The following is a 17,954-nucleotide window of genomic DNA, read 5'->3' as shown; positions in this document are numbered from 1 at the left end:
CCCAAAGGACGCCCATGAACGCTCCGCAATCCTCCGCCACCCTGAGTGCCGTCACGCCTGCGGCTTCATCGCCCCTGCGCTACCAGAGCGGCTTCGGCAATCAGTTCGAAACCGAAGCGGTGCCGGGCGCCTTGCCCAAGGGCCGCAACAGCCCGCAGCGCGCCCCCCTGGACCTCTATCCCGAACTCCTCTCTGGCTCCGCCTTCACCGCGCCGCGTGTGGAGAACCGCCGCACCTGGCTGTATCGCCGGCAGCCGTCCGTGGTCACCAGCCCCTTCCAACCCTTTTCAGCGCCCCACTGGACGACTGGTGCGGCCGGGGGTGTCCCCGTGCCCCCGGACCCATTGCGCTGGCATCCCTTCGCCCTGCCGCAAGGAGAGGAGTCCTGGGACTTTGTGGAAGGCATGCGCACGCTGGTGGCCAATGGGGACCCGGATGCCCAGACCGGCATGGCGGCGCTGGTCTACCTCTGCAACCGCTCGATGCAGCAGCGGGCGCTGATGAATGCCGACGGCGAAATGCTCATCGTGCCCCAGCAAGGCGGCTTGCGCCTGGTGACCGAGATGGGGCTGCTGGACGTGGTGCCCGGAGAGATTGCGCTGATTCCCCGGGGCATCACCTTCCGTGTGGAACTGCATGAGGCGCAGGCGCGTGGGTACGTCTGCGAAAACTACGGCGCGGCCTTTCGCTTGCCTGAACTAGGGCCGATCGGCAGCAATGGCCTGGCCAATCCACGCGACTTCCTCGCACCGGTGGCGGCGCACGAAGCGCAGCAGCCGTATGAAGTGATCCGCAAGATGGGCGGCGAGTTCTGGCACAACGAGCAGGCGGTGACGCCGTTCAACGTGGTGGCGTGGCACGGCAACCTCACGCCGCTGAAGTACGACACCGCGCACTTCATGACCATTGGCTCCATCAGCTTCGACCATCCGGACCCGTCCATCTTCACCGTGCTCACCTCACCGAGCGACACGGCCGGCACCGCCAATTGCGACTTCGTCATCTTCCCGCCGCGCTGGCTGGTGCAGGAAGACACCTTCCGTCCGCCCTGGTACCACCGCAATGTGATGAGTGAATTCATGGGCCTCATCTACGGTCAGTATGACGCCAAGCCGGAAGGTTTCCGCCCTGGCGGCGCGAGCCTGCACAACTGCCTGGTGCCGCATGGCCCGGATACCGATGCCTTCAGCGCTGCCAGCACACGCACGCTGACACCGCAAAAACTCGACCACACCCTGGCCTTCATGTTTGAAAGCCGCTGGCGCTTCCGCCCCACGGCTTACGCCATGCAGGGCGGTGCGCTGGACACTCACTATGCCGCCTGCTGGGCAGGCCTCCAGGATCAATTCAAAGGCTGATGATGACTTCCATGAGTTCGCTTTCTCTCGACCATACCCACGACCCGTCCCTGCGCAGCTGGGTGGCTTCTTCCAACACCAACGACACGGATTTCCCGATCCAGAATCTGCCGCTGGCCATGGCGCGGGCCGCAGGCAGCAGCGAGCCGTTCCGACCCTTCACCGCCATCGGTGACCAGGCCCTGGACCTGGTGGCCGCAGCGGATCTTGGGGCGCTGCCGGCCGAGGTGGCCGATGTGCTGCGCGCTTGTGTGGGGCAGGGGCTGAATCCGCTGATGGCGGCCGGGCCGACACTGCGGCGTCGCTGCCGCCATGCGCTGGTCGCTGCGCTGGTGGAGGGGAGCGAGGGCGGCGGCCCGGCTCGGCTCTCCGCCGCGCTGGTGCCGCAAAGCACCTTGGAGTTCACGCTGCCCTGCCGCATCGGCGACTACACCGACTTCTATGCCGGCATCCACCATGCCACCACGGTGGGCAAGCTGTTCCGACCGGACAACCCGCTGCTGCCCAACTACAAGTGGGTGCCCATCGGGTATCACGGGCGGGTGTCCTCGCTGGGCGTCAGTGGTCAGCAATTCCGCCGCCCGCTCGGCCAGATGAAGGCCCCGGACGCCGAACCGCCCAGCTTCGGCCCTTGCAAGCGTCTGGACTATGAGCTGGAGGTGGGGGCGCTTGTGGGCCAGGGCAATCCGCAAGGGCAGCCCGTGTCGATCGATCAAGCGGAAGATCATCTCTTCGGGCTGGTGCTGCTCAATGACTGGTCTGCGCGGGACATTCAGGCTTGGGAATATCAGCCGCTCGGGCCGTTCCTTTCCAAGAGCTTTGCCACCACCCTTTCGCCCTGGGTGGTGACGATGGAGGCGCTGGCGCCATTTCGCCGCAGCTTCAGCCGCACGGGCGATCACCCGCAGCCGCTGCCTTATCTGGACGGTGCCGTGAATCGTGAACAGGGGGCAGTGTCCATCCAGCTCGAAGTGCATTTGCAGACGGCAGCCATGTGCGCTGCGCAGGTCCCCCCGCATCGGCTGATGCGGTCGGACTTCGCGGACTGTTATTGGACCTTTGCACAGATGCTCACGCATCACGCCAGCAATGGCTGCAACCTGCAACCTGGCGACCTGCTGGGGTCTGGCACGCAGTCCGGCGCTCAGCCGGACCAGGGCGGGTCGCTGCTGGAGTTGACACAAGGCGGCAAGCAGCCGTTGACGCTGCCCAATGGAGAGCAGCGCACTTTTCTGCAAGATGGGGACAGCGTGACGCTGGTGGGCTTTTGCGAGGCGCCGGGGCATCGGCGTATCGGCTTCGGGCCTTGTGTGGGAACGGTGCTGCCTGCCATCACCGGCTGAACCGAACTGCGGCTCAGCGCACGCAGCGATCAGAGGTTCTCAGGCGGATCGACCTGGGTGGGTTCAAACCCGGCATCGTCCTGCTCCGCTTCGGCTAAGGCGGGTTCGCGGCGCTGGTCGTTGCGGTTGAGCATCTGAGCCACCTCCTGCGCGCTGGGACGCGGTGGTGCGGCAGGTGGCGGAGGCGGCGCGGCCACGTGTGCGGTCGGACCATCGCTGAGCATGGCGAGCCTGCGCCGGGCCCGCTCCGCAAAGATGCGGAGGTCACCGAGTTCCGACTGCAGTTGTTCCACCTGACGGCGGGCCTGGGTGTTCTGCTGGTCCAGCAGATTGCGGGAAGCGCCGAGCTGGTCGGCCGTGCGCTGGACCACGGCGAGCCGCCTGGCCCAATGCCAGCTTGCGCCGGCCACGCCCAGGCCGACGCCGACCAGAAGGCCAGCGACGGCGATCCATGGTTGCACCTGACTCATCACCCACCCTCCCAGAACGACCGTGTGCGTTTTTGTTGAAAGGCCATCGGCCATCCGCTTACGGTGTAAGCGACGGCAATGTAGCTGGGCGAGGACCGGACGGCTAGCGGGATAGACCTCTAAATTGTGTCAGCGCCGGGCGACGGCGTGAAATTGCAACGCCCCGCATTCATCGGTGTTGTGGCCCGGCACCGGTTTGGGTCAGGGCGCCAACGCATGGTGCGCAGTGGCGGTCGGTCATCCCCCTGATGAGGCAGTGGAAGCCACTGGAAATTTCCGGAAATACTGGATAGATTAACAGTATGCCACGCCCACCCAACATCGCCGCCCCGGAGTTGTACCTGCAGCCTGAAGCCCTGAAGGGGCGGGGCAGTGCCTGGGCCATCCCACACCGCTTTGAGCGCAGTGATCGGGACCAGTTCGACGACGGCTGGGGCACGCTGGACCAGGAGGCGCGAGAAGAACACCTGCCCCCACGCACCGAGATCATTGAAGAGCATGCGCGGCGCATCCTCAGCGCCAACCAGTCGCCGGACATCGGCTTTGACTATTCCATCAACCCGTACCGGGGCTGCGAGCATGGCTGCATCTACTGCTTTGCCCGGCCCACCCACAGCTACCTGAACCTGTCTCCGGGCCTGGACTTCGAGACGCGCATTGTGGCCAAGGTCAACGCGGCGGAGCGGTTGCGGGAGACCTTGTCGTCTCCCAGCTATCAACCGTCATATCTGTGCATCGGCACCGCGACGGATGCATACCAGCCGGTGGAGCGCAAGCTGGGCATCACCCGGCAGCTGGTGGAGGTGCTGGCCGAGGCCCGGCATCCGTTTTCGCTGGTCACCAAATCCAGCGGGGTGGAGCGGGACCTGGACCTGCTGGCACCGATGGCGCAGCGTCATCAGGTGTCCGTCTATGTGTCGGTCACGACGCTGGATTCCGAGCTGGCGCGCACGCTGGAGCCCCGTGCGGCTGCACCTCACCGGCGGCTGCAGACCATTCGGGCACTGGCGCAGGCAGGGGTGCCGGTGGGGGTGAGCGTGTCTCCACTGATCCCGTTTTTGAATGAACCCGAGCTGGAGCGTATTCTCGAAGCGGCTGCGGAGGCGGGTGCGCAGCGCGCCTTCAGTATTCCGCTTCGGCTGCCATGGGAGGTGAACCCGCTGTTCCAGGACTGGCTGCAGCAGCATCAGCCGGCCAAGGCAGCGCGGATCATGGCGCGGGTGCGGGACATGCGGGGCGGCAAGGACAACGACGCCCGTTTCGGCACCCGCATGAAAGGCGAGGGCATCTGGGCGGACCTGATGCATCAACGCATGCGCAAGGCGTGTGAGCGCTTTGGGCTCGGCCGGCAACGGCATGAACTGGATTTCAGCCAGTTTCGTGCGCCCGGGGTGCAGGCGGGGCAGCAGTCGTTGTTTTGAGGGCAAGGTCCCCCTCCGTCGGCTCCGACGCCATCCAGCGTGTCAACGCCACGATACCCACCACCACCGCCCAGACGATCAGCCCGGTGCCGGTGATGCTCTGCTGATCCACCAGGTAGCTCACGCACAGGCGGCTCTCCGCCTGCTGGAACAGCATCCCCGCAGTGGCCAGCATCCAGGCCAGGTTGCCCAGCATGAACAGGCTCAGGACCGGCGGTGAGCGAGACCAGGCTGACCGCAGCACCGCCCCGGCCGCAAAGACCGACAGGTACTTGGACAGTCCCACCCACCCGGCCAGCAAACTCGCATCCAGAGCCACGGGGATCATCCACAGGCTGAAGACCAGCACGGCGAAGGTGAAGGACGCCGCGCCCAGCCAGTCCAGCGCGGCATACCAGCGGCGAGCAAGCGCAGGCCATTCACTGACCGACCACGCACCCAGCAGCGCCACGCAGGGCAGGTGCAGCAGCATGTGTACCGCCATGTGCGCTTCCAGCGGGCGTCGCATCCAGGGAAGCAGCGACGCGGCACCCACCAAGAGCGCAATGCGGCGGAGGACAGGATTCATCATGGCGGCTCGTTCCCGGCGAGCGCCTCGGCAGCCGCCAGGGCACCCACCCAGTCTGAATAATCAAAGACGCCGTGCAGCCGCCCTCGGCTGTCGATGAGATGGATGGCGCCGTTGTGAACATAGCCGCCGAAGCCATCTGGAATCACGATGACACGAAGCGCATTCTGTAGTGCAGACGCCGTTGCGGCGGAGTCCGGCCTGGCCAAGGTCCATCGGGCTGCATCAGCGCCGTGCTGTCGCGCGTACTCGCGCAAGGCGGACGGATCATCACGCACTGGATCAATCGAGATGGAGAGCAGTTGGACCTTGGCGCGAGACCGCCGAATCTCTTCCTGCATCTGATGAAATTCCACACCGAGTGAGCGGCACACAGAGTCACATCGCGTGTAGATGAAATCCACGAGGTAGACGGTGTCAGCGTTGGAGCCTGGCCCAAGACTGGCATCAGACACGGAACTGGAGCCGGGACCTGGACCGGGACCATAGACAGAACTCGAACCTGCACCCGAGCCCCAACCTGCACCCGAGCCCCAACCCGCACCCGAACCCGAGCCCGAACCCGCACCCGCACCCGCACCTGAACCCGCCCCGGCACCGGCACCATAGCGATCGCTGGTTGCGGGCATTGCGAATACAGCCCTCTTCTCTCCCCCGACCGTCTCGAGGGTCACCGAAGGCGCCACCAGCCGAAGGGCTTTTGCATCCTCCCGCCGCACCTCCTCAAAGGTCCACAGCGTGAAGCCGTGTGTGAAATGAGCCCCTGCCGCCGCGAACAGACCGAGCCAGAACAGGCAGAAGAACAAGGTGACGGTCTTGGTCACAAGGAGTCTCCGCACGCAACGCTCGGCCTGTGGCACCGCGTTCATCCCGGTGCCCCAAACACCAGATACGCGGTGAGGTACAGCGACGCCCCCAGAACCACGCAGAGCGCGGCATCCCCCAGAGTTTCCAGCGCTTGCTTCATGAAAGGCTTCGGTCAATGAGGGGGAAGTTCCTTGCCCCCCGCAAACGGGCCGGTGCGGTCCTTGTGCTGCTCGCGGGCCTGCTCCACCTCCGCTGCGCTGACCGCTGGCGAGGCATTGCCCCACTGCGTGCGAACGTAGGTCAGCAAAGCGGCCAACTGGTCGTCCGTCAGTTGGTCCTTGAACGCCGGCATGGCACCGTTGAAGTCCTTGCCTGCGACGGTCAAGGGACCGGACACGCCGTAGAGAACGATGCTGGACACGGTCGTCGCATTGCCATTCACCCACTCGGAAGCCGCCAATGGAGGGAACACCCCCGGCAAGCCCATGCCGGTCGCCTGATGGCACGCCGCACACAGCGAGGTGAACAGCGCCCCGCCGTTGATGGCAGCCCCGGCGGCCGGCGCCTTGCCCTGCAACTCGGCCGCCGTTCGGCCATCTCCCCATTGATCGGGCTGGTTGATATCCGCCGAAAAGATGTAGGCCAGCCCAAAGACCACCATGGCAGCCACTGCCACCAGCAGCGCCCGTGGCACCCGGTGGTAGTTCTCCTGTGGGTCGGGGTTCTCACGACGCTGCTGCGGAAGAATGTCGGGTTCCATGCCGCCTCCTATGGGTTGGCCTCAGAGGCACTGTGAACGGACGGGGGCGGCAGCACCGGGTAGATGCGGTTCAAGGACTTCAGATAACGCACCAGGTCCAGCGCCTCCGCCCTGGCCACCACCACCTTGCCGACAGGTCCTGTGCCCTTCGGCAGGACCACCTCGACATCGCCGGTCTCCAGCTTGTCCTTGAGATCGAACAGGAAGGGATAACTGGGCATCACGCTGCCCGGCATGTAGGTCCGGGGTTGATAGAGATGCCCCAGATGCCACTGCTCGCTGGGCTGGCGCGCGCCGATGTTGAGAAGATCGGGACCGGTGCGCATCGTGCCCAGAAGATGCGGCGCATCGTAGGCATAGTCGCCCGCCACGCTGGCACGTCCCCAGCCGCGATCAAAGTCCGGCGCGAATGACTTGGCGCGTGGCTGTTGAGAATGGCAGTACACGCAGCCTTGCGAGATGTATTGCTGGCGGCCGCGCAGTTCTGCGGCGGTGTAGGGCTTCAAGCCTGCGGGTGCCGGGGCATCGTGCACCGTCATATAAGGCAGCACCACCAGCGCGGCGGTCGCAATGCCCAGCATGGCCATGCCTCCACCCAAAAGCCGTGTTTCGTCTTGCACAGCGTTCTCCCTCTGGAATCAGATGGCCTTGAGCAGGGTCGGTCCACTGCGGGTGATGTAGTGGCTGCGCAGCATGAGTACGTAATGCACCGCGAATGCGAGGTGTCCCGCCGCCATCAGCGCACCACCAACCGTTCTCGCCTTCAGGTAAGGGAGCGTGATAGCGACCGACTCCATGAACGGAACGGAGCTGTCCAGCATGGCCTTGCCCTGCAGCCACCCCCCCCACGTCAAGCTGATGAAGTAGACGGAGATGCCAATGGCCGACAGCCAGAAGTGGGCCGCAATGAGCCAGGGCGAGGGCCACTCACGCCCCAGCACACGAGGGACCATGAAATAAATGCCGCCAAAGAACACCATGGAGACAAAGCCATAGAGTCCCAGGTGGGCATGGGCGACGGTGTAGTGGGTGAAGTGCGTGACCGCATTGACGCTGCGAAGCGCTTCGATCGACCCCTGCACCGAACTGGCCGCATACATCAAGCCGCCGAAGCCGATGAAGCGCAGCGTGGGAGAAAACCGGAGTGCCGCCACATGGCCCTTGAGGGTGCCATACATGTTCACGGTGAAGGCCATCACCGGGATCACCATCATCATGCTCTGCACGATGGACAAGGTGATCAGCTAACCCGGCACCGGTCCGCCGATCAGATGATGGCAACCGACCTGCCCATAAAAGAAGGCCAGCCCCCAGAAGCCCAGCAGCGACAGGTTGTAGCTCTGGATGGGCCGACCGATCACTTTCGGCAGGAAGTAGTAGATGGACGCCAGCGCCAGCGGTGTGTAGAACAGGCCCAGCACGTTGTGGCCGAACCACCAGTTCATCGCCCCCTGCTGGACCCCCTTGTGCAGGCCGGGAATATTGGCCACAAGAAACAGCACCGGGAACCAGAAGAGGGCGCAGCCCATGTACCAGACCGACACGTAGAGATGGCGCACCCGGCGGTTCAGCAGGGTGAGCACCAGCGGCAGGCCAATCAGCGCACCACCGATCACGAACAGGATGTCCACCTGCCAGGGAATCTCCAGCCATTCCAGCCCGTCGTTGATGCCGGCAGCAATGGCGCCCAGCCCGGCAATCAGTGCTGCATTCCAGAGCCCGACGCCAAGGAAGGCATAACGTGCGCCCACCAGCTCCGTCTTCAACAGCCGGGGAATGATGAACACGGCGCACGCCAGCCCCCCGTTGGGCGCCCAGCCGTAGGCCACCGCATTGAGATGGATGGTTCTGATGCGTCCGAAGGTCAGCCACGCCTGCTGCGTCAGCCAGTCGGGTTCATGCAGCTTGATGGACGCGGTGAGGCCGGCTGCCGAGGCCACCAACAGCCAGAAGAAGGCCCAGCCCAGCAAGAAGAACACCAGCGGCCCGGTCGAGGCATCCGCACGCACGCGATCCAGGAGGTCCTCTGCGTCCGGCGTCTGCTTTGGCCCGGTGACGTCCTGAAGTGCCGCCTTGGCCCTGGGCGTGGCGGCAGGGTCTTCCACAAGACCCACTTCGCCCGGCATGAAGATGACTTCGGCGCCAGCGGCCGACGGGTCCAGCAGCGACTTGCGCTGGCTCCAGATGAAAAACAGCAGCGCGACCACCGACAAGGTGAAGGCCGACGCCAGGATTGCTACCGTGTTCACAACTACCCTCCCTCAAGAACAACCGCGCCTCGCTCATGGCGAGGTCATCGTCGGACTGTGGGTGTTGCACCTTCTGCCGATCGTGCGGTCAGTGTGCTGTCTGATGGGTATCGGACCTTGGACGGGGCGTCACTTTTCCTCGTGGCGGCCTTCATGGGGCGCCAACGTGATACCGACATCCGCGCGAACGGGACGCAGGCTGGCAATCCGCGCCGTGTCCCTCCCAAACGGTAGATGCCTGCCGGGGCAGACGCTGGTCTGATGGGGCCATGAACGACATCGATGCACTCACTGGCGGCGCCACGGCCGCGTCGCGGCGTCACTTCCTGGAGGCGGCCGCCGCCATGGGCATGGCGGTCATGGCCGGCCCCAGCCTGGCGCAGACCGGCACGGCCAAGCGGCCCGGCGCTGACGTGATCCTCTACAACGGCCGCATCCAGACGCTGGTGGGCAGCCAGGTGGTCAGTGCCATCGCGCTGAAGGACGGTCTGGTGCAAGCGGTGGGCACGGATGCGGAGATCCGCAAACTCGGGGATTCGCTCACCCAGCTGGTGGACCTGGAAGGCCGGCGGACCATCCCCGGCCTGACCGACTCCCACATGCATGTGATCCGTGGGGGCCTGAACTACAACATGGAACTGCGTTGGGATGGCGTTCGTTCCCTCGGCGCCGCACTCGAGATGCTGCGCACCCAGGCGCGCAACACACCACCGCCCCAGTGGGTGCGTGTTGTCGGCGGCTGGAACGAATTCCAATTCGAAGAGAAACGGATGCCCACCCTCAAGGAGCTGAATGACGCTGCGCCCGACACGCCGGTGTTTGTGCTCAATCTCTACAACCAGGCCTTTCTCAACAAGGCGGCCCTGCGCGCGGCGGGCTACAACCGCGACACACCGCAGCCGCCCGGGGCCATCATCGAACGGGACAGCTCCGGCGAACCCACCGGCCTGCTGCTGGCCGAGCCCAACGCCTTTGTGCTCTACAACACGCTTGCCAAAGGCCCCAAGCTCAGCCCGGAAGACCAGCTGAATTCCACGCTGCACTTCATGCGTGAAGAGAACCGCCTGGGCGTGACGTCCGTGGGTGATGCGGGCGGCGGTTTTCAGAACTATCCCGACGACTACGCCATCATCGACAAGCTGGCCAAGGACAACCGGCTCACCATCCGCATCGCCTACAACCTGTTCCCGCAGAAAGCCAAGGAAGAACTCTCCGACTTCCAGCGCTGGGCGAAGATGGGCCGGCCCGGAGATGGGACGGACATGTACCGCCTGAACGGCGCCGGGGAAATGCTGGCCTTCTCCGCCGCCGACTTCGAGGACTTCGTTGTGCCGCGACCGGACATGCCCGCCAACATGGAAGCGGACATGGAGGGCATCGTGCGTTTCCTGGCGGGCAACGGCTGGCCGTGGCGCATGCATGCCACCTACAACGAGACGGTGGCGCGTTCACTCGATGTCTTCGAGAAGGTGCATCAAGAGATCCCCATCGACCAACTCGGTTGGTTCTTCGACCACTGCGAAACGGTCACGCCCCAGAACCTGGAGCGCATCAAGAAGCTGGGCGGCGGCATCGCCATCCAGAACCGGATGTCGATGCAGGGCGAATACTTCATCCGTCGCTACGGCATCAAGGCCACGGCGGAGACACCGCCCGTCAAACGCATGCTGGACATGGGCATCCCGGTGTCCCTGGGCACGGACGCGACGCGGGTGAACAGCTACAACCCGTGGCAGGCGCTGTATTGGCTGGTGTCCGGCCGCACCATCGGCGGGACGGTGCTGTATCCGGAGGAGCGTCGCCTGGACCGGCTGGCCGCCTTGCGACTGATGACGGTCGATGGCAGTTGGTTCTCACGCGAGACCGGCAAAAAGGGCGTGCTCAAGCCCGGCGCTTTTGCGGACCTCGCGGTGCTGGAGAAGGACTTCTTCACTGTGCCGGAGGAGCAGATCCAGGACATCACGTCGGTGCTGACGGTCGTGGCCGGCAAGGTGGTGCATGGCGCAGGAAAGTACCAGCCCCTGGCGCCCCCGCTGCCACCGGCATCGCCCAGTTGGTCACCGGTGAAGACCTTCGGGGGCTATCAATCCCGCAAGGTGTCGCTCGGTGCGAGCGACGACAAGCGTTACCACTACGCGGCCCTGTGCGCCTGCACCAGTGCCTGCCGGGTCCATCAACACGACCACGCCTATGCCGGGGCTGCGGCAGCGCCGACCAGTGATCCGAAGTCGTTCTGGGGCGCGTTGGGCTGCAGTTGCTTTGTCTGAAAGTGGCGGGTGGAGGCCACCCGTCCCGCCTCCCGTCCCGCCACCGGTCATGCCGACTTGCGAGGCGGTATTGCGTTACCCACGCGACGCCGCCTTGTTGCCCGCAGTGCGGGTCAGGAGCCAGCGCGCCATCTCTGTGAGCATCGGCGTCATGACCGCCCAGCCCATGCCCAGCACCAGCAGCGATTGGGTGGGGTCGGGGAACCGTCCCGCCCCCAGCCGCACGGCCGCCAGATAGGACATCGGCCCCCCAATGGCACCCAGCAGCGCAGCCAGCCAGGGCCGACCATGCAGCCAGGACAAGGGACCACGCACCAGCGTTGCAAACAACGCCCACAGCGCCAGGATCCACACCGGTGCCCACAGCGCCGCAGGGCCGGGAGCGGCATAGTCCACCCAGCCGCCTCGCAGCATCCAGGTGTCCCACACCAGCCCCATGGTCACCGCCTGCAAGGCCAGCATCACATCCACCCGGCGCTGATCGCTCAGGCTCCAGCTGATCAGAACCCAGACCACCACGGCCAGCACGCCCCATCCCACCTCGCCGTGTGCAGCCCCCAGGACACAGGCGAACCAGGCGCCCTGGAACAGGCAGAACTCGGCAACACCTTTGGCGAGTTTGATCAGGGTGGGGCGATTGAGCATGGTGGCAGTGTCTTACAGCGGGTTGGGGGCGAGAGCAAGCCCGATGAACACGGGCTGAACGTCGATCAGGCCGGCGACAGTCGCTCTCGCAAGGCCTTCGCTTGTGCCTGTATGGTGAACACCTCGTCATTGGAGAGCCGGTCCAGGTTTCGAACCTGAGCGCCCAGGCGTGGATGACGCGCAAAGCGCGAGCGGTGCTGAATCAGGAAGTCCCAATACAGCGTGGTGTACGGGCAGGCCTGCGGGCCCACCCGTTGCTCGGGCCGGTAGGGGCAGCCGGCGCAGTATTGGCCGCTGCTCATGCGTTCGATGTACTTGCCGCTGGCGATGTAGGGCTTGCTGGTGATGGCACCACCATCGGCGAACTGGCTCATGCTGAGCGTATTGGGCAGCTCCACCCATTCCACGGCATCCACATACACCGCGAGATACCAGCCGTGCACGTCGCCGGGCCGCACGCCCAGCAGCAAGGAGAACAGGCCGGTGACCATCAAGCGCTGGATGTGATGGGCATAGCCCAGCTGCAGCGTCTGCTTGAGCGCATCCGCCAGGCAGGCCATGTCCGTGTCGCCCGTCCAGAAGAACGCGGGCAGCGGCTGTTGCGCCTGCAGCGCATTGGCCTGGGCCAGCTCGGGCATCCGGGTCCAGTAGACCCCGCGCACATACTCCCGCCATCCCAGCACCTGGCGGATGAACCCTTCCACGCTGGCCAGCGGGGCGAGGCCGTCCCGCCAGGCCTGTTCGGCGCGGGCCACGACTTCGCGGGGATGGATCAGCTTGAGGTTGAGCGCTGCGGAGAGCTGCGCATGCCACAGCCATGGCGTGTCCGGCCATAGCGCGTCCTGGAACTGGCCGAAGTCGCACAGGCGTTCCTGGATGAAACGGTCCAGGGCCTCCAGCGCCTGGGCGCGTGTCACCGGCCAGTCAAAGGCCTTCAGCGAGCCGGGGTGTTCAGGGAACTCACGATCCACCAGCGCCATCACGTCGCGGGTGATGGCATCCGGCGGAAAGCCCACGCGTGCCGGCAGAAAACCCGGCCCGTCGGGGCCGAACGGCTGCTGGTTCTCCGCATCGAAATTCCACCGGTCGCCAGCGGGCTCGTCCCCCTCCATCAGCACCCGGTGCTGCTTGCGCATGGCACGGTAGAAGGTCTCCATGCGCAGGCTCTTGCGGTCGGCGGCAAAGGCGCTGAACTCACGGACCGTGCAGAAGAAGTGCCGGTCATCACGCACATCCAGCGTCCGTCCGGAGGCCGCCACCACGGCCCGCAGCATCTTCAGCACGCGCCAATCACCCGGCGCGGTCATCACCACCTGCTGCGGTGCCCAACGCGCCAGCGCACGGGCCAGTTCGCTGCCCAGGCTGCCGGTGTTGCCTGCGGCATCCAGGGCCACATAGTCCAGCGGACGGCCGGACTCACGCAGCGCCTGGGCAAAGTGGCGCATGGCCGACAGGAACAAGGCGGTCCGCACACGGCTGGACCCCACATGGGTCGATTCCTCCCGCACCTCCGCCATCCAGACTCGATCGGTCGTGGGATCGAAGTCGTCGAAGGCGGACGACTGGGCATCGAGCTGATCGCCCAGCACCAGCACCAGGGTCCGTGCGGCGCCGGTCATGATGGCTGCGCTCGGCCGGCGCCACGCCGACGGCAGGCGTCGGCGCACCAGCGGACGTCGTCCCAGGTTCTGGCCCAAGCCTTGCGCCAGCTCATCGGCCGTCCGCAGCTGGCGCAGCGCTTGGTGGGCAGGAAAGACTTGTTCCCGCGGAACCCGTGGGCCTTGCCTGGCTTGCGGCTCATGGCGCTTCTCTTACGGACTGACGGCGGGCAGTGGCTGCGTCTGCGGTGTGCGGATGAAAGCGGACGCATCAAAGCCCAGTGCCTGTGCACGCTCCAGCAGCGCCTGCACATGGGTTTCGGCCAGGTCGGGCTGTCGGGCCAGGACCCAGGCGTACTGGCGGTTCGGGGCGCCCACCAGCACCTCGCGGTAGTCCGGGTCCAGCGCCAGCACCCAATAGTCGCCGTAGAAGGGCCAGAAGAAGGTCACACGCAGCTTGGCGTTTCCGCTCCCCGCCACCACCTTGGCGCGGCCGTGGATGTCGTCGATCTCGCCCTTGTCCGTGCGGCAGCGGTTGATCACCCGGACGGAGTCGCCATCCAGCCGGTACTCGGCCTGGGTGTCGGCCACACACTGCTTCTGGAAACGGTTGGGCAGGCGGGCAATCTCATACCAACTGCCGGCGTAGCGCGCCAGATCGACCGAGGCCACGGTGGGCAGCGGGGCGTCTTCCGCACGCACCGGGCTGGCGGGCAGCAGGGTCATCGCGGCGGCCGACAGGCACGCCAGCAGGGTGAGCGACCACAGCCGACCATGGCCGCGACCGACCGGTTGACCGGCTGAAAGAGGTAGCTGGGGCATAACAGGAAGCCGGCGCACTGCGGCCCCGTGGCGCTCGGGCGCCGCCGGGCCGTCTGCTCGGAAGTTGGTGATCTTGGGGCTTGTACGACGCGCCGTCGCCCTTGGATCACCCGGGTTGAGGAGAGCCGCCCGCATCCAGCCTGGTCTCCTGCCTGCGGGAGCGCACCCCCTGGCCGTTGATCGGCTGCCCGGGCATTTCGTCCTGGCCGATCTTGCGTCTGTCGATTGCACAGGCGTCGGGCAGGGGCTGCCGTGAACAATGCCGTGCTGATTGACCTGCGGCCTCATGAGGCCGACCTCACCATTGTTGATTGCAAGGAATTCCGATGAAAAGAGGTGTGCTGTCCACCTGCGTGCTGAGCTTCTTGATGACCCTCCTGCTGACGCTGTCCAGCATGGCTGCCCGGGCGCAGGCCGGCCCGCCCGAAACGACGGCCGCAGCCGCGACCGCTCAACCGGTGGCCACCGTGGCGCCCAGGGTGGCCGCAGTCTCCGCAGCGGCATCCTCCCCCTCGTCCTGGTTCAGTATTCAACCCGCCGACGAAGCCTGGCAACGTCAGTTGCCACTGAATGCCGAAGCAGCCACGCAGGCCTACCTGGATCGGCTGCCGCCGGCAGTCAAAGCCCGCTCCGACGCGTACTTCGAGGGCGGCTACTGGTTGCAGCTGTGGCATCTGCTGCTCGGCGTGGCGGTGGCCGCGCTGTGGCTGACCGGCCGGCGCTCCGTCCGCCTGCGGGACTGGGCCAGCCGCGTGGGGCGGGGGGCCTTGCGCCGGGACTTTCTCTTTTCTTCGGTGTATCTGGGCGTGGCCACCCTCATCAGCCTGCCGCTGACCGCGTATGAGGAATGGTGGCGTGAGCGGGCCTATGGCATGGGCACCCAGACCCTGGGCGCCTGGCTGCTGGAATGGTTGCTCGCCAGCAGCATCAATCTGCTGCTGGGCGCCGTGGCCTTCACGCTGCTCTATGTGCTGATGCGCCGCGCCCGGTCCTACTGGTGGGCCTGGGGTGCAGCGGGGGCGATGGCGATGTTGGCCTTGCTGATCGCCATCAACCCGGTGGTGTTCGCGCCGATGTTCAACACCTACAAGCCGGTAGAGGCGGGGCCGCTCAAGGATTCCATCCTGCGCATGGCCCATGCCACCGGTGTTCCGGCCGATGATGTGCTGGTGTTTGACGCCTCGCGGCAAACCACCAAGGTCAGCGCCCATGTGGCCGGTCTGGGCGGCACCGTCTCGATCCGCCTGAATGACAACCTGTTGCGGCGCACGTCACCGGCGGAAGTGCGGGCGGTGATGGGGCATGAGATTGGCCACTATGTGCTCAATCACATTCCCAAGATGCTGATCATGATGGGCATCCTGGTGGTCGTGGCGTTCCTGACGGCCGATGGCGTGCTCAAGCGTGTGGTGCGCCGGCTGTCTGCCAAGGCTGGCGCCTCCGGAGGGGGGGACGTGTCCGACATCGCCTGGTTGCCGCTGCTGGCCTGCACCTTGTCGGTGTTCTTTGCGCTGACCAGCCCCATCACCAACACCATCATCCGCGTTCAGGAAGCCGAAGCTGATCAGTTCGGCCTGGCCCTGTCGCGCGAGCCGCTGGCCTTTGCCGAGGGGCAACTGATGCTGGTGGAGTACCGCAAGGCCGACCCGGGCGCGCTGGAAGAGATGTGGTTCTTCGACCATCCCAGCACCCGCAGCCGCATCCTGGCGGCCATGCGGTTCCGCGAGGCGATGGGCGGTCAGTGAGCTCAGCCCTTGTCGGCTCCGGCCGCCTCGTTCGCAGGCGCTTGGAGGTCCTCGGGCAGGCGGAAACCCGCCTGGCGGACCGCCTGGTCAATGCCGGGCCGCAAGCGCCGCGCGGTTTGCAGGTCGCGCTCGGCGCTGGTGGTGTCCTTCAGGCCGAACTCGGTGACCGCGCGGCCAAAGAAGGCCCAGCCGAGGCGGGCATTCATCTCGATGGCCTTGTTGAAGGCCGCCAGGGCGCTTTGGGAATCCCCCAGGCGCAGATACAGCCAGCCGAGATTGGAGCGATAAATGGCCACGTCCGGATCCTTGCTGATGCCACGCTGGCAGTCCTTCAACGCGGCCTGCAGGTCCACGCCCAGGCGGGTGCGCAGCCAGCAGCGCTGGGTCAGGACTTGCGCCTGCTGGCCGTCGCTGTCGTGATGCACCAGCCACAGCTCATACTGCTTCACGGCGGGTGCCACCTGGTCCATGGCGGCATAGAGGTCCCCCATGCGGGCCCGTTGCGCCGCGCTGGGAGGAAGTTCCGCGTCCAGTGCCCTCAGGTCGGCCTGCGCCGCCTCGATGTCATGGTGCTCGATGCGCAGGTCCGCACGCAGCAGGCGGGCTTCGGTCTGGGTCGCATCCAGTCGCAGTACTTCATCCAGGTCGGTCATCGCAGCGTCCTGCTCACGCAGGCTGAGCTTCACACGCGCACGGGCCAGCAGAAATGCCGCTTCGGACGGTTTCAGCGCAATGGCGCGATTCAGGTCCTCCAGCGCACGCGGCAGATCGCCCTTGGTCTGGAATGCCATGCCGCGACGCGCCAGGGCGTCGGCATCATCGGCAGGCAGGTCGTCCGGCTTCAAGGCATAACGCGTGTCGAAGTTGTTCCGTGCGGCGCCCGGGTGCTGAGCAAAGACGTCCGTCCCGTTCCAGGTGGCGTAGACCTTGCCTTGCAAGCGGGAGACATAGATGCGGTGGGCCAGGAAGTAGTCCAGACCCAGCAGCATGTCGTGGTGGTCGTGGTCGACGTCGTCCACCATCAGCCGCTGATGAGTCATCTTTTCACCACCGATCTGGAAGCTGTCGACATCCGCCAGCCAGCGGTTCACCTTGTCTTCACCCAGGCCGCTGGCCCGCCCGGCGGGCTTCATGCGGCCGGGATCGATACCCGCCTTGCGGGCCGACGCCAGCGAGAGCGTGGTGCCGGGCGCGCCCGTGTCCATCAGGGCACTCATGCGGGTGCCGTTGATGCTGACCTGCACCAGCGCGGCATCACTGCTGCGGTCCCGGTCCGCAGCAAAGGGGGCCACGATGACCGGTGCCTCACCCGCCCAGTAGGCCATGCTGACCTTCTCGCAGTCGCCCTTGGGGAACACCAGCCGGACCACCCCGTGGGCCAGGTCATATTCGGTGTCACCCAGGGCGAGGATGTCACGACCCAGTACCCCCTTGATGCCATTGCCCAACTCGCTGCCGGCCACCAGAAACTCGACATTCTTCAGTTCCGCCGCGCCGACGCCCAGGGCCTTGACCCGGGTGCGGTTGGCTTCCATGGAACCGGTATACCCATATACGTGGGAACCGAAGGGCAGCATCTGCAGAGGCAGCTTCAGCTCGGTGGCCGCTGACGGGGTCAGCAGGCTGGAGGCAGCACCGCTGTCCACCAGCATGTTCAGCGATTGCCCGTTCACCGTGACCGTGGCCACCGGGCGCCATTCCACCAGATGGACCGGCAGCGTCATGGGCTGCATCTCGCACCCGGCGGCCCAGGCGGCGGGGGCGGTGGCCAGCAGGCAGGCGCCCAGCGCCAGCGTCCAGCGGCGCGCGAGGGACCGTGAGCCATGCGCCAACGTATGCAGCGGTTGAGGGGGCAGAAACGGCTTCAAGATGAACTCCCTGGTTCTTGGATGCAAGGCTTA

15 protein-coding genes and 1 pseudogene are annotated in these 17,954 nt (G+C 65.8%); 5 read left to right on the top strand and 11 right to left on the bottom strand.

The window, feature by feature from the left end:
* The first annotated feature begins 14 nt into the window (after positions 1-14).
* On the top strand, positions 15-1,358 hold the full coding sequence (hmgA, locus tag OU995_RS24820; RefSeq protein WP_267832851.1) for a homogentisate 1,2-dioxygenase: 1,344 nt from the start codon (positions 15-17) through the stop codon (positions 1,356-1,358).
* An 11-nt stretch (positions 1,359-1,369) separates the two neighbouring features.
* Positions 1,370-2,701, top strand: coding sequence for a fumarylacetoacetase (gene fahA / locus OU995_RS24815; protein ID WP_267832849.1), 1,332 nt, complete (start codon positions 1,370-1,372; stop codon positions 2,699-2,701).
* Positions 2,702-2,730: 29 nt separating this feature from the next.
* Here fahA and OU995_RS24810 read toward each other — a convergent pair whose 3' ends face one another.
* Positions 2,731-3,171: a hypothetical protein gene (locus OU995_RS24810; protein ID WP_267832847.1), complete on the bottom strand. Its 441-nt coding sequence runs from the start codon at positions 3,169-3,171 to the stop codon at positions 2,731-2,733.
* A 302-nt stretch (positions 3,172-3,473) separates the two neighbouring features.
* Between OU995_RS24810 and OU995_RS24805 the strand changes: the two genes are divergently transcribed.
* Positions 3,474-4,592, top strand: a complete 1,119-nt coding sequence (locus OU995_RS24805; RefSeq protein WP_267832845.1) for a PA0069 family radical SAM protein — start codon at positions 3,474-3,476, stop codon at positions 4,590-4,592.
* Here OU995_RS24805 and OU995_RS24800 read toward each other — a convergent pair.
* From OU995_RS24800 to OU995_RS24780, 5 genes and pseudogenes are all read right to left on the bottom strand, one after another.
* Positions 4,540-5,163 carry a hypothetical protein gene (locus OU995_RS24800; protein WP_267832843.1) on the bottom strand — a complete coding sequence of 208 codons (624 nt, stop codon included), beginning with the start codon at positions 5,161-5,163 and terminating at the stop codon, positions 4,540-4,542. The two genes, OU995_RS24805 and OU995_RS24800, sit on opposite strands and share 53 nt — an antisense overlap.
* The gene (locus OU995_RS24795) at positions 5,160-5,984 is read right to left on the bottom strand and encodes an SCO family protein (RefSeq protein ID WP_267832841.1); all 825 of its coding nucleotides are present in this window, start codon (positions 5,982-5,984) and stop codon (positions 5,160-5,162) included. The genes OU995_RS24800 and OU995_RS24795 overlap by 4 nt, the downstream gene beginning before the upstream one ends.
* Before the next feature lie 155 nt (positions 5,985-6,139).
* Entirely contained in the window at positions 6,140-6,727 is a 588-nt protein-coding gene (locus OU995_RS24790) for a c-type cytochrome (RefSeq protein WP_267832839.1), read from the bottom strand.
* A gap of 8 nt (positions 6,728-6,735) precedes the next feature.
* Positions 6,736-7,347, bottom strand: coding sequence for a cbb3-type cytochrome c oxidase subunit II (locus OU995_RS24785; protein ID WP_267832838.1), 612 nt, complete (start codon positions 7,345-7,347; stop codon positions 6,736-6,738).
* Positions 7,348-7,365: 18 nt separating this feature from the next.
* Positions 7,366-8,976 (bottom strand): annotated as a pseudogene (locus OU995_RS24780) (cbb3-type cytochrome c oxidase subunit I).
* Between the two features lie 359 nt (positions 8,977-9,335).
* On the opposite strand from OU995_RS24780, the gene OU995_RS24775 reads away from it, so the two are divergent.
* Positions 9,336-11,243 carry an amidohydrolase gene (locus OU995_RS24775; RefSeq protein WP_267836370.1) on the top strand — a complete coding sequence of 636 codons (1,908 nt, stop codon included), beginning with the start codon at positions 9,336-9,338 and terminating at the stop codon, positions 11,241-11,243.
* A gap of 75 nt (positions 11,244-11,318) precedes the next feature.
* On the opposite strand, the gene OU995_RS24770 is transcribed toward OU995_RS24775, so the two are convergent.
* The 4 genes from OU995_RS24770 to OU995_RS24755 form a co-directional block, all read right to left on the bottom strand.
* Positions 11,319-11,888, bottom strand: coding sequence for a DUF2878 domain-containing protein (locus OU995_RS24770; protein WP_267832837.1), 570 nt, complete (start codon positions 11,886-11,888; stop codon positions 11,319-11,321).
* A 65-nt stretch (positions 11,889-11,953) separates the two neighbouring features.
* On the bottom strand, positions 11,954-13,507 hold the full coding sequence (locus OU995_RS24765; protein ID WP_267832835.1) for a cryptochrome/photolyase family protein: 1,554 nt from the start codon (positions 13,505-13,507) through the stop codon (positions 11,954-11,956).
* A complete protein-coding gene (locus tag OU995_RS27620) occupies positions 13,504-13,689 on the bottom strand; it encodes a DUF2256 domain-containing protein (protein WP_267832834.1) in 186 nt (61 codons plus the stop codon). Before OU995_RS27620 ends, OU995_RS24765 begins: the two co-directional genes overlap by 4 nt.
* A gap of 10 nt (positions 13,690-13,699) precedes the next feature.
* Positions 13,700-14,308, bottom strand: coding sequence for a lipocalin family protein (locus tag OU995_RS24755; protein WP_267832831.1), 609 nt, complete (start codon positions 14,306-14,308; stop codon positions 13,700-13,702).
* Positions 14,309-14,634: 326 nt separating this feature from the next.
* Between OU995_RS24755 and OU995_RS24750 the strand changes: the two genes are divergently transcribed.
* Positions 14,635-16,053, top strand: coding sequence for a M48 family metalloprotease (locus tag OU995_RS24750; protein ID WP_267832829.1), 1,419 nt, complete (start codon positions 14,635-14,637; stop codon positions 16,051-16,053).
* A 2-nt stretch (positions 16,054-16,055) separates the two neighbouring features.
* Here OU995_RS24750 and OU995_RS24745 read toward each other — a convergent pair whose 3' ends face one another.
* A complete protein-coding gene (locus tag OU995_RS24745) occupies positions 16,056-17,921 on the bottom strand; it encodes an aspartyl protease family protein (RefSeq protein ID WP_267832827.1) in 1,866 nt (621 codons plus the stop codon).
* Positions 17,922-17,954 lie beyond the last annotated feature (33 nt).

This window comes from Roseateles sp. SL47, from assembly GCF_026625885.1.
Taxonomy (GTDB): Bacteria; Pseudomonadota; Gammaproteobacteria; order Burkholderiales; family Burkholderiaceae_C; genus Roseateles.
The sequence above is the reverse complement of the archived record's forward strand: the minus strand, read 5'-3'. Positions and strand labels throughout refer to the sequence as shown.

What these genes read in the sequence shown, in the direction of transcription:
- OU995_RS24770 (WP_267832837.1), bottom strand. Translation starts at nt 11,888, where the DNA reads ATGCTCAATCGCCCCACCCTGATCAAACTCGCCAAAGGTGTTGCCGAG.
- OU995_RS24800 (WP_267832843.1), bottom strand. Translation starts at nt 5,163, where the DNA reads ATGATGAATCCTGTCCTCCGCCGCATTGCGCTCTTGGTGGGTGCCGCG.
- OU995_RS24755 (WP_267832831.1), bottom strand. Translation starts at nt 14,308, where the DNA reads ATGCCCCAGCTACCTCTTTCAGCCGGTCAACCGGTCGGTCGCGGCCAT.
- OU995_RS27620 (WP_267832834.1), bottom strand. Translation starts at nt 13,689, where the DNA reads ATGAGCCGCAAGCCAGGCAAGGCCCACGGGTTCCGCGGGAACAAGTCT.
- OU995_RS24790 (WP_267832839.1), bottom strand. Translation starts at nt 6,727, where the DNA reads ATGGAACCCGACATTCTTCCGCAGCAGCGTCGTGAGAACCCCGACCCA.
- fahA (WP_267832849.1), top strand. Translation starts at nt 1,370, where the DNA reads ATGAGTTCGCTTTCTCTCGACCATACCCACGACCCGTCCCTGCGCAGC.
- OU995_RS24805 (WP_267832845.1), top strand. Translation starts at nt 3,474, where the DNA reads ATGCCACGCCCACCCAACATCGCCGCCCCGGAGTTGTACCTGCAGCCT.
- OU995_RS24765 (WP_267832835.1), bottom strand. Translation starts at nt 13,507, where the DNA reads ATGACCGGCGCCGCACGGACCCTGGTGCTGGTGCTGGGCGATCAGCTC.
- OU995_RS24750 (WP_267832829.1), top strand. Translation starts at nt 14,635, where the DNA reads ATGAAAAGAGGTGTGCTGTCCACCTGCGTGCTGAGCTTCTTGATGACC.
- OU995_RS24775 (WP_267836370.1), top strand. Translation starts at nt 9,336, where the DNA reads ATGGCCGGCCCCAGCCTGGCGCAGACCGGCACGGCCAAGCGGCCCGGC.
- hmgA (WP_267832851.1), top strand. Translation starts at nt 15, where the DNA reads ATGAACGCTCCGCAATCCTCCGCCACCCTGAGTGCCGTCACGCCTGCG.
- OU995_RS24810 (WP_267832847.1), bottom strand. Translation starts at nt 3,171, where the DNA reads ATGAGTCAGGTGCAACCATGGATCGCCGTCGCTGGCCTTCTGGTCGGC.